We start from the raw sequence: 9,560 nt of genomic DNA, 5'->3' as shown, positions 1-9,560 counted from the left end.
GCCGCGTCGCTGAAGGACGGTAACCAGGAACTCATCGCCGCCAACCGCCTGGTGGAGAATCTGCCGGCGCTGGCCGACCAGACCCGCCGCCATGTCGTTGACACCGTCGGTGCCGTTCAGAACGGTCAGATGGGCACCGGACATGCCCCGGGAGGCCGCGTCGGCCAGCGCCGGCAGATTCTCCACCAGGCGGTTGGCGGCGATGAGTTCCTGGTTACCGTCCTTCAGCGACGCGGCACGGGCGGTGTTCGCGTCGGCCTGTGCCTGGGCGAGGGCGCGCTCGGTGTACGCGCTGCCGTCCGCCTCGAACTTCGCCCGGTCGCGAGCGGCCTCGGCGAGAGTGCGCTGCCGGTACGCCTCGGCGTCGGCCGGGCGCCTGACCTCGGCCTCCAGCCGCTGTGCGGCCAGTTGGGCCTGACGCTCCGCCAGGGCCGTCTGCTCCTCGATGGTCTCCTGCGAGGACCTGGCCTCGGCCAGCGGTCCCGCCTGCGCGGCGCGGGCGTTGACCTGCTCCGTCTCGGCATGGAAGCCGGCCCGCTTGATCGCGGTGTCCCGTTCGTACTCGGCCTTGAGCGCGGCGGCCTGCTGTTCGCGCTCGGCCGCCTCCTGGTCCGACTTCGCCTGTGCGATCCGCGCCTGGCTCGCGACGGCCGCCGCGTGGGGAGCGGCCAGATTGTCGATATAGCCGGTGGCGTCGTCTATCTCCTGGATCTGGAGGGCGTCCACGACGATCCCGAGCTTCTCCATCTCGCTGTGGCTGCCCTGTTTCACCTCCTGGGCGACCCGGTCACGCTCGCGGATGATCTGCTCGACGGTCAGTCCGCCGACGATGGAGCGGAGGTGACCGGCGAAGATCCGGCCCACCAGTTCCTCCATCCGGTCCTGTTCCGCCAGGAAGCGGCGGGCCGCGTTGGCGATGGACACGGCGTCGTCACCGACCTTGAACACCGCGACGGCGCGGACCCGGAGCCGGATGCCCTGCTGGGTGACGCAGTCCTCCACGATCTCTGCCTCCCGCAGCGCCAGGGACAGCATGCGGGCCTTCTGCTTGATGGGCATCACAAAGCTGCCGTGCCCGGTGACGATACGGAACTGAGTGTCCTGCGCCTGCCGTTTGGAGCCGGATATGAGCATCGCCTCGTTGGGCGCGGGAACATGCCAGAACAGCATGACGGACTCCTGTCGTACTACCTCGCTACCTCGCGAAAACCTCGCATTTGCCGGTCGGCCGAGAACTCAGGCGGGAAAAGGCTCCACGATCACCGAACGCGCCGAGATGCACTCCACGACGATCACGCGGAGGTTTCTGCCGATCGGGTGGTCCGCCCAGGCCGCGTAGGCCTCGGAACCGCCCCGTACGGACACCAGGACCTCGCCGGGTCCGTCGGCCGGGATCGGGACGGTCACCCTGCCGATCGCACCGACAGGACTCTGTGCGGACTCATCTGCGGCGCACATGTGTCGTTGCCCGCGTCCGTACCCCGCCCGCTTCCTCAGCCGCGATCATGGGACCACGCCTTCTGGAGGGCCGTGCCTCCGACCTCGTCCTTCATCGAGGACGCCCTCGGCGAAGCGGCCGACGGCGACATACCCTCGATGAATTCACACTACTCCGGGGCCATCGGGAGGGCGTGCCGACGGCGTTCCGGCCATGCCGGCCATGGTCCCGGTCCCCGCACCGGTCGTGCCTTCCGTGTCCGCCCGGCCTGCCGCGCCCGGGCCGCCTGCCGCGCCTGCCGCGCCGACGGGATTGGCCGCGGTGCCCTCGGTACTGAGCAGCACGACGGTCGCGTCCGGTCCGATCCCGAGCGCGCTCCTGCGGCCGGCGCCGCCGTCGCCGGTCAGCGCGGCACGGGCACCGGCCAGTGAGGCCGCCCCCGCACGGGCCCGCCGGGACACCGAGGGCGGCGGGGTCACGGACCGCGTCCGCGCTGTCCTCGTCGGTGACGGCGACAGCCGCGTCCAGACCCTCGCGCGGCGGAAGAGTACGGCGCCGGGCCCGGCCGCCGCGTCGGCGGCGCGGCGTACGGCCTCGTCGTACGTTCCCGCGGCCCGGGTGATCCGCGCGCCCTCGGCCCCGATGGCGGGGACGGGGGACACAGCACCCACAGTGCCGCCCCGCCCGCCACCGGTCCGGCACATCGTGACCGTACCGCTCCGGCACATCGTGACCGCGTGCCCGCCCGCGCGGCGGGCCGGCTCGCTCAGCCGGCCTTCTTGACGAACTCCGTGGTGAAGGTCTTGCTCAGATCGACCGTGGCGTTCTGGAGGTTGGGGTTGAACGCCTTCAGTACGCGCTCGACGGTCTCCGGTCCGTCGGCCGGCATGACACCGTCCGTGGTGAACATCGGCAGCGTGCTCTTGATGGCCTGCGCGTAGAGCTCCTTGCCGCCCTGCGCGTAGTCGGCGGGCATCTTGGCGGCGATCTCCTCCGGCGAGTGCGTGGACATCCACCGGAGCGTCTTCACGAAGGCGTTGGCCAGCTTCTGCACCGTCTCCTTGTGGCCGTCGACCCAGTCGGTGTTCATGTACAGGCTGGAGGACGGGTACGGGCCGCCGAGCGCGGCCTTCGAGCCCTCGGGCGTCCGCATGTCGATCAGGACCTTGCCGAGCTTCTTGTCCAGGATCTGCGCGACCGTCGGATCGGTCGTCATGCCTCCGTCGATCGAGCCCTGCTGAAGGGCCGAGATGAAGGTCTGGCCCGCTCCGACCGCGACCGCCGTGAACTCCTCCGTCTTCACACCGTCGTTGACCGCCAGGTACTTGGTCAGGAAGTCGGTGGACGAGCCGAGGCCGGTGACACCGAGCTTCTTGCCCTTGAAGTCCTTCGGCGAGGTGATCCCGGCCGCGGCCTTGTTGGAGACGACCTCCACCTCGCCCGAGGCGTGCGAGAACTGCACCACGGACTCGACCAGCTTGCCCTTGACCTGGAGGTCGAGCGTGTGGTCGTAGAAGCCGACGACACCCTGCACATCGCCGGAGACGAGTGAGGTGGTGGCCTGCACACCGGCGGGCTCCGTGAGGAGTTCCACGTCGACGCCCTCGTCCTTGAAGTAGCCGAGCTGCTGGGTGAGCATCGCGGGCATGTAGATGACCTTGTCGAGGCCACCCACCATGATCTTGACCTTGTCACCGGAGCCGGAGCCCGAGCCGGAGGAGTCGCCGCCACAGGCGGTCAGTGTGCCGAGGGCCAGCGTCGCGGCGAGCGCGGCGGCCGGGATCCCGATGTGTCTGCGCATGGTTCACGTCCTTGTGAAGAGGTGCTGGGGGTGAGACGGAGGGGAGGACAGGGATGGACAGGAACTGGACGGGGATGGAGAGGGTCGGGCGGTGGTACGGGGATCAGCGCTCGGCGCCGGCCTCGACCGGCTTCCAGCGGAAGAGCCGCTTCTCCAGGAAGGAGAGGAGCCCTTCGGCGAGCAGTGCCACGACGGCGAGGATCACCATGGCCGCGTACACACCGGCCGCGTTGAACGTGCCCTGCGAGGCGGAGACCAGCAGACCGAGCCCCTTGGTCGCGCCGATGTACTCGCCGACGATCGCGCCGATCAGCGCGAAGCCGAAGCTGACATGCAGGCTGGTGAAGATCCATGAGGTGGCCGACGGAATGACCACCTGGAGCGTGACCTGCCGGTTGCTCGCGCCGAGGATCCGGGCGTTGGAGACCAGGTTGCGGTCGACCTCCCGCGCTCCCTGGAAGGCGTTGAAGAAGACCGGGAAGAAGACCAGCACCACGGCCGAGGCGATCTTCGAGGCCGGACCGAGGCCGAACCAGATGAGGAAGATCGGGGCGAGGACGATCCGGGGCAGTGCGTTGAGCACCTTGATGTACGGGCCGAGCACCTCGGCGAGGAAGCGGATCCGGCCGAGCGCGATCCCCAGCACCACTCCGCCGATGACACCGATGATCCAGCCGAGGAGCGCTTCGTAGAGCGTGTACCAGATCTGCTCCCACAGGGAGCCCTGCGGAGTGCCGTGCAGCGCCCACTGGCGCATCTGGTCCCAGATCTTGGACGGCATCGAGAAATTGAAGGGATCGATGACGGCGCTGCGGGCCATCCACTCCCACAGCCCGATCAGCGCGACGAGAAGCAGTACGCGGGCGCCCTGGACCACGATCCGGTGGTTGCGCGCGGCCCGCGCCCTGGCCTGGGTGCGCTCTCCGCCGCCCCCTCCGTCGGCGGCTGCTCCGGTCCTGACGGCTCTGCCCTTGCCCTTGCCGGCCCCGGTGGCGGGCGGAACGGCGACGGTCTCAGGCGGCATCGGCCGCACCCCTCTCGCGGGTGATCCGCACCTCTTCGCCGAGCGAGGACCAGATCTCCCGGTAGATCTCCACGAAGCGCGGTTCGAGCCGTACGGACTCGACCTTGCGGGGACGCGGCAGGTCGATGGTGAAGACCTCCTTGACGGTCGCGGGACCCGCCGTCATCACCACGACCTTGTCGGCGAGGGCGATCGACTCCTCCAGGTCATGGGTGACGAAGACGACCGAGGCGCCCGTTCCCGCCCACAGCTCCAGCAGCTCGTCCGACATCAGGGCCCTGGTCTGCACATCGAGAGCCGAGAAGGGCTCGTCCATGAGCAGGAGTTCGGGGTCGTTGACAAAGGTCGCCGCGAGCGCCACACGCTTGCGCTGGCCGCCGGAGAGCTGGTGCGGATAGCGGTCCTCGAAGGACGAGAGCCCGACCCGGGCGAGCCACTCACGGGCCCGTTCCCTCGCCTCGCTCTTCGGTACGCCGCGGAAGCGCGGGCCCGCCATCACATTGGAGAGCACGGTGCGCCAGGGGAAGACCGCGTCCTGCTGGAAGACGAAGCCGATCTTGTCGCCGATGCCGCTCACCGGCTCACCGGCCACCAGCACCTCGCCCTCGGTGGGCTCCTCCAACCCGCTGACCAGCGTCAGCGTCGTCGATTTACCGCATCCGGTGGGGCCGACCACCGCGACGAACTCGCCGCGCTCGACCGTCAGGTCCAGATCCCTGACGGCGGTGTGCAGCGCTCCCGACGGTGTCCGGAATGCCTTGCTCGTTCCCCGCAGCTCGATGGCGGGGCTCGTATTGCTGCTCATGGGCCGGGAGGCTAGGAGCGCGACGGGCCGGGGCGGCAGTCTTGTGGGCGCAATCCGTTTTTCTGCGCGCAAACCCCGTTCTGCTCGTTCTGCTCACACCAGAACCACAAAAGCGCACCACAGGGCTGGGCAGCCGCTTTCCCGGCGGCTTACGTTGCGTGCACAGTGATGTTAAACGGACCGGCCTGTTCCGCACGGGGAGCGGCCGGAAGTGATCCGCGGGACCCCGGGAGCGCCGGGAGAGGGAGAGGGACGGGATGCGGTTGCGCTGGCCACGGCGTGTCGCCGCCCAGGTCCTGGTGGTGCAGCTCGTCATCACCACCGGGGTGATGGTGCTGGCCACCGGGCTCTTTCTCGCACCGCTCGGCTCCGAGCTGGACGACGCGGCCACTCGCCGGGCCCTGGCCATCGCCGAGACCACCGCCGCCGATCCGAACATCGCGCGGGGCCTGCTCACCACGGCGCCGAGTCCGTCCGGGCCGGTGCAGGCCCAGGCGGAGCGGATCCGCCGGGCGACCCAGGCGCTGTATGTCGTGGTGCTGGACACCCATGGTGTGCGCTGGTCCCACACCACCACCGCCGAGATCGGCCGGCATGTCTCGACCGATCCGAGCGTCGCGCTCTCCGGCCATGAGATCCGGCAGATCGACAACGGCACCCTGGGCCGCTCGGCCCGCGCCAAGGTGCCGCTGCTCGACAGCGACGGGAAGATCGTCGGCGCGGTGTCGGTGGGCATCGCGTACGACAGTGTGCGCCAGCGGCTGATCGGTGCCATCCCCGGACTGCTGCTCTGCGCGGGCGCGGCGCTGGGCGCGGGCGCGCTGGCCGCGATCGCGGTCTCGCGGCGGCTGCGCCGTATCACGCACGGTGTCGCCTTCGCCGATATCTCGGCGCTGCTGGACGAGCGGGAGGCGATGCTCCACGGAGTCCGTGAAGGTGTCGTCGCCTTCGACCGGCAGAGCCGGATCCGGCTCGCCAACGACGAGGCGGTACGGCTGCTCGGGCTCGACGCGGATGCCACCGGCCGCGCGCTGGACGATGTGCTGGCGCCGGGCCGTACGACGGACGTCCTGGCGGGACGGGTGGACGGCACGGATCTGCTGACCGTCAGCGGCGGCCGGGTCCTGGTCGCCAACCGGATGCCGACCCGGGACGGCGGAGCCGTGGTGACGCTGCGTGACCGTACCGAACTGGAACTGCTCGGGCGCGAGTTGGACAGCACCCAGGGGCTGCTCGACGCGCTGCGCGCCCAGGACCACGAGCACGCCAACCGGCTGCACACCGTGCTCGGGCTGCTCGAACTCGGCCGCCACGAGCGGGCGGCGGAGTTCGTCGCCGACGTCGCCAACGCGCACCGGGCCTCGGCGGAGCAGATCGCCGAGCGCGTCCACGATCCGCTGCTCTCGGCCCTGCTCGTGGGCAAGGCGGCCATAGCCGCCGAGCGCGGTGTCTCCCTGCGGATCTCCTCGGCCACCCTGCTGCCGGACCGTGTGGTCGATCCGCGCGATCTGGTGACCGTGCTCGGCAATCTCATCGACAACGCGCTGGACGCCGCCGCCGAGCGGCATCTGGCGGGGCCGCCGGCGGCCGGGCGGACCGGGGAAGCGCCCGCGGAGGACGCACGAGCCGAGTCCTTCGTGGAGGTCGAGTTGCGTGCCGAGCGCACCACCGCGGTGATACGCGTCAGCGACACCGGCCCGGGAGTGCCGCCGGAGCTGCGCGAGCGCGTCTTCGCGGAGGGCTGGTCCACCAAACGGCCCGCCGCTCCCCCGCCGTCCGACGAGCTGTCCGGCGAGATGTCCGGGGAGCCGTCAGGTCCGCCGCCGCCGGCCTTCCGGCGCGGCAGGGGCATCGGGCTCGCCCTGGTACGCCGGCTCTCCGAGCGGTACGGCGGTATGGCCCGGGTGACGGCACGCGCGGGCGGCGGCGCGGTCTTCACCGTCGTACTGCCGGAGGCGCTCGCTCCGGACGATCTCGCCGGAGAAGCCCCGCCCATCGCCGGGGACGCTCCCTCCGCCCGTCAGCTCACTCCCGCGGGAGAGTCACGATGATCGATGTGCTCGTGGTGGACGACGACTTCCACATCGCCGAGATCAACTCCGCGTATGTGGCACAGGTGCGCGGCTTCCGTGTCATCGGCCGCGCCCATACCGCCGCGCAGGCCCTGGCCACGCTGGAGCGCGCCCATGTCGATCTCGTCCTGCTCGACCACTATCTGCCGGACGAGACGGGCCTGACGCTGGTGCGGCGGATGCGGCAGCTCGGCCACCACGCCGATGTGATCATGGTGACGGCGGCCCGTGACGTGGCCACGGTGCAGGCCGCGATGCGGTACGGAGCGCTCCAGTATCTGGTCAAGCCGTTCAGCTTCGCCGGGCTGCGGGCGAGACTCGACGGCTACGCGGCCATGCGCCGCACCCTGGACGGTGTCGGGGGACGCGGTGAGGCGGGCCAGGAGCAGGTGGACCGTATCTTCAGCGCGTTCAAGATCGCGGACGCCCCTCGCTCGGAACTCCCCAAGGGCCACTCCGTGGCGACCGTCGCCCTCATCCGGCGCACGCTGGGCGAGGCCGAGCAGCCGCTCTCCGCGCACGAGGTCGCGGAGCGCACCGGGGTCAGCCGCTCCACGGCCCAGCGCTATCTGAAGTATCTGGAGCGGACCGGGCACATCAGCCTGACCCTGAAGTACGGCGACACGGGCCGCCCGGAGCACCGTTACGCGTGGGCGCGGACGGGCTGAGACCCGCCCCCGCCGGTCGTACCGGGCCCGCCCGGAGGTCCGGGCCGGCGCGGTAAGACAGCGACGTGACGGTACGACCGCGGCCCGGTGGTCAGCGGCTCTTGCGGGCGACGGCGCCGTACATGGCTATGTCACGGTCGTCGATGGGTTCCTGGTCCGGGTCGGGCCGCCAGTGATGGACCTGGGTCAGTCCCGGTTCGACCATGTCGAGGCCCGCGAAGAAGGTCTCGGCCTCGGCGCGGGTACGCAGCTGCATGGGCATACCGCGGCTGGCGTACTCGGCGGCGACCCGGCCGACCTCGACCGGAGCGAAATCGGCGGTGCCGATGGTCATGGCCAGAAAGCTGCCCGCGGGCAGCGGGTCGAGCAGGCGCCGGACAAGGCCGTGATCGTCGTCGCTGTCGAGGATGAAGTGCAGGATGCCGATGACCATCAGGCCGACCGGCTTCCTCAGATCCAGGAGTTCCTGGAACTGCGGAGAGCTGATGATCGCCTCGGGATCCCGCATGTCGGCGTCGACATACGCGGTGCGGCCCTCGGGAGTGCTGGTCAGCAGCGCGCGGGCGTGGGCCAGCACGATCGGGTCGTTGTCGACGTAGACGATGCGCGCGTCGGGGCGCTCCTCCTGCACCACCTCGTGCACATTGGGCGAGGTCGGCAGTCCGGTGCCGATGTCCAGGAACTGCCCGATGCCCTCCTCCCGCGCCAGATGGCGGGCCGCGCGGTGCATGAACTCCCTGTTGGCGCGCATGTGGACGGGCAGCGCGGGCCACCCCTCGCACATCGCGTCGCCGGCCTGCTGATCGACCGGATAGTTGTCCTTGCCGCCGAGGATGTAGTCGTAGACGCGCGCCGAATGCGCCTCGCCGGTGTTGAAACGGTCGTCCGGAGAGCCCTGCGGTGCCACCATCGCTCCTTCCGCCGGTACCGGGATCCGCGCTCTGCGGTACCCGTGTACCGGTCCCGGTCCCGATCGGCGCCCGGCCAGGCCCGGCCCCGATCAAAGCCTTGGCCCGAGTCTAAGCGCTCGGTGATCTCTTAGGTATGGTCCGGAACGACGTGCGGTCGGCGGTTGCTAGCGGCCGGCCGGCCGCGGTCAGCCGCCTTCCGTGCGACGGATCCGCTCCGCCATCCGGTCCATGCTGAGATCGGCGTTCAGGAACTTCCCGGACCTGGGAAGGCTCAGATGGAACTCCGAGGCCGTGCTGATGTCGATGTCGCCGGCGTCCAGCCGGAAGTCCAGCGCGTGGCCGCCGCTGCCGCGGCCGGCGTTGAGGAAGTGGAGATGGTATCCGGCGACCGAGATGCCCTGCTCGTAGTCGGGCGAGCGGAATCCGGCGAGCGTTCCCGCCGAACCCGCGAAGGTGGTCTCCGCCTGGCCCTCGGTGGCCTGGACCAGGGACGGGTAGGGCGGGGTCTGTTTCATGACCGTACGGGTGCGGACCGAGCCGAAGGTGCCGGTGATCCGGATGGCGTGGACGAGATTGGCGCTGGGGATCACCTTGTCGATCAGCGCGATGACCCCGGCCCGTTCCGTGGGCTCGGTGACCCGGATGCTCCCCTGCGGCTCGAACCGCGTCACGACCGCGAAGGGCGTACGGTCCGTGGGCTCGGCGGGCGCGGCGCTGCCGTCGGACCACAGGTGGTAGCAGATGCCGTCGAGGACGACCATCTCGCCGTCGAGCCGGTTGAACGTGCCGAGGCCGAAGTCGCCGTGGGTCAGCAGCTCGGCGACGGTGACGTCCCCCTCGT

At 70.3% G+C, this 9,560-nt stretch carries 10 protein-coding genes; 2 read left to right on the top strand and 8 right to left on the bottom strand.

Features of this window, described 5'->3' with window-relative positions; all coding sequences use genetic code 11:
* The 6 genes from BFF77_RS12465 to BFF77_RS12440 all read right to left on the bottom strand — a co-directional run.
* On the bottom strand, positions 1 to 1,170 hold a 1,170-nt coding region (locus BFF77_RS12465; RefSeq protein ID WP_066947819.1), incomplete at its 3' end, for an SPFH domain-containing protein.
* A gap of 66 nt (positions 1,171 to 1,236) precedes the next feature.
* Positions 1,237 to 1,407, bottom strand: coding sequence for a hypothetical protein (locus BFF77_RS12460; RefSeq protein WP_161230518.1), 171 nt, complete (start codon positions 1,405 to 1,407; stop codon positions 1,237 to 1,239).
* Between the two features lie 195 nt (positions 1,408 to 1,602).
* Positions 1,603 to 2,100, bottom strand: a complete 498-nt coding sequence (locus BFF77_RS37740; RefSeq protein WP_066947813.1) for a hypothetical protein — start codon at positions 2,098 to 2,100, stop codon at positions 1,603 to 1,605.
* Between the two features lie 104 nt (positions 2,101 to 2,204).
* On the bottom strand, positions 2,205 to 3,239 hold the full coding sequence (locus BFF77_RS12450) for an ABC transporter substrate-binding protein (protein WP_066947810.1): 1,035 nt from the start codon (positions 3,237 to 3,239) through the stop codon (positions 2,205 to 2,207).
* Positions 3,240 to 3,342: 103 nt separating this feature from the next.
* Positions 3,343 to 4,263: an ABC transporter permease gene (locus tag BFF77_RS12445; protein ID WP_066947822.1), complete on the bottom strand. Its 921-nt coding sequence runs from the start codon at positions 4,261 to 4,263 to the stop codon at positions 3,343 to 3,345.
* Positions 4,253 to 5,068 (bottom strand): ABC transporter ATP-binding protein, encoded by an 816-nt coding sequence (locus tag BFF77_RS12440; protein ID WP_066947808.1) that lies wholly within the window; start codon positions 5,066 to 5,068, stop codon positions 4,253 to 4,255. The genes BFF77_RS12445 and BFF77_RS12440 overlap by 11 nt, the downstream gene beginning before the upstream one ends.
* Before the next feature lie 257 nt (positions 5,069 to 5,325).
* On the opposite strand from BFF77_RS12440, the gene BFF77_RS12435 reads away from it, so the two are divergent.
* The gene (locus BFF77_RS12435; protein ID WP_066947805.1) at positions 5,326 to 7,119 is read left to right on the top strand and encodes an ATP-binding protein; all 1,794 of its coding nucleotides are present in this window, start codon (positions 5,326 to 5,328) and stop codon (positions 7,117 to 7,119) included.
* Complete coding sequence (locus BFF77_RS12430) at positions 7,116 to 7,808, top strand: response regulator (protein WP_066947803.1); 693 nt, start codon at positions 7,116 to 7,118, stop codon at positions 7,806 to 7,808. The genes BFF77_RS12435 and BFF77_RS12430 overlap by 4 nt, the downstream gene beginning before the upstream one ends.
* A gap of 91 nt (positions 7,809 to 7,899) precedes the next feature.
* On the opposite strand, the gene BFF77_RS12425 is transcribed toward BFF77_RS12430, so the two are convergent.
* A complete protein-coding gene (locus BFF77_RS12425; RefSeq protein WP_066947800.1) occupies positions 7,900 to 8,718 on the bottom strand; it encodes an SAM-dependent methyltransferase in 819 nt (272 codons plus the stop codon).
* 186 nt (positions 8,719 to 8,904) lie between these two features.
* Positions 8,905 to 9,560 (bottom strand): acetolactate decarboxylase (gene budA / locus BFF77_RS12420; protein ID WP_066947798.1); only part of this gene is annotated, 656 nt, incomplete at its 5' end.

Origin of the sequence: Streptomyces lushanensis, from assembly GCF_001700515.1 — a bacterium.
Classification (GTDB): domain Bacteria; phylum Actinomycetota; class Actinomycetes; order Streptomycetales; family Streptomycetaceae; genus Streptomyces; species Streptomyces lushanensis.
Note: the sequence above shows the minus strand (reverse complement) of the source record. Positions and strands in the feature narration are given on the sequence as shown.

Excerpts from the sequence above, each read along its gene's own strand:
- BFF77_RS12450 (WP_066947810.1), bottom strand. The coding sequence starts at position 3,239 with ATGCGCAGACACATCGGGATCCCGGCCGCCGCGCTCGCCGCGACGCTG.
- BFF77_RS12445 (WP_066947822.1), bottom strand. The coding sequence starts at position 4,263 with ATGCCGCCTGAGACCGTCGCCGTTCCGCCCGCCACCGGGGCCGGCAAG.
- BFF77_RS12440 (WP_066947808.1), bottom strand. The coding sequence starts at position 5,068 with ATGAGCAGCAATACGAGCCCCGCCATCGAGCTGCGGGGAACGAGCAAG.
- BFF77_RS12435 (WP_066947805.1), top strand. The coding sequence starts at position 5,326 with ATGCGGTTGCGCTGGCCACGGCGTGTCGCCGCCCAGGTCCTGGTGGTG.
- BFF77_RS12430 (WP_066947803.1), top strand. The coding sequence starts at position 7,116 with ATGATCGATGTGCTCGTGGTGGACGACGACTTCCACATCGCCGAGATC.
- BFF77_RS12425 (WP_066947800.1), bottom strand. The coding sequence starts at position 8,718 with ATGGTGGCACCGCAGGGCTCTCCGGACGACCGTTTCAACACCGGCGAG.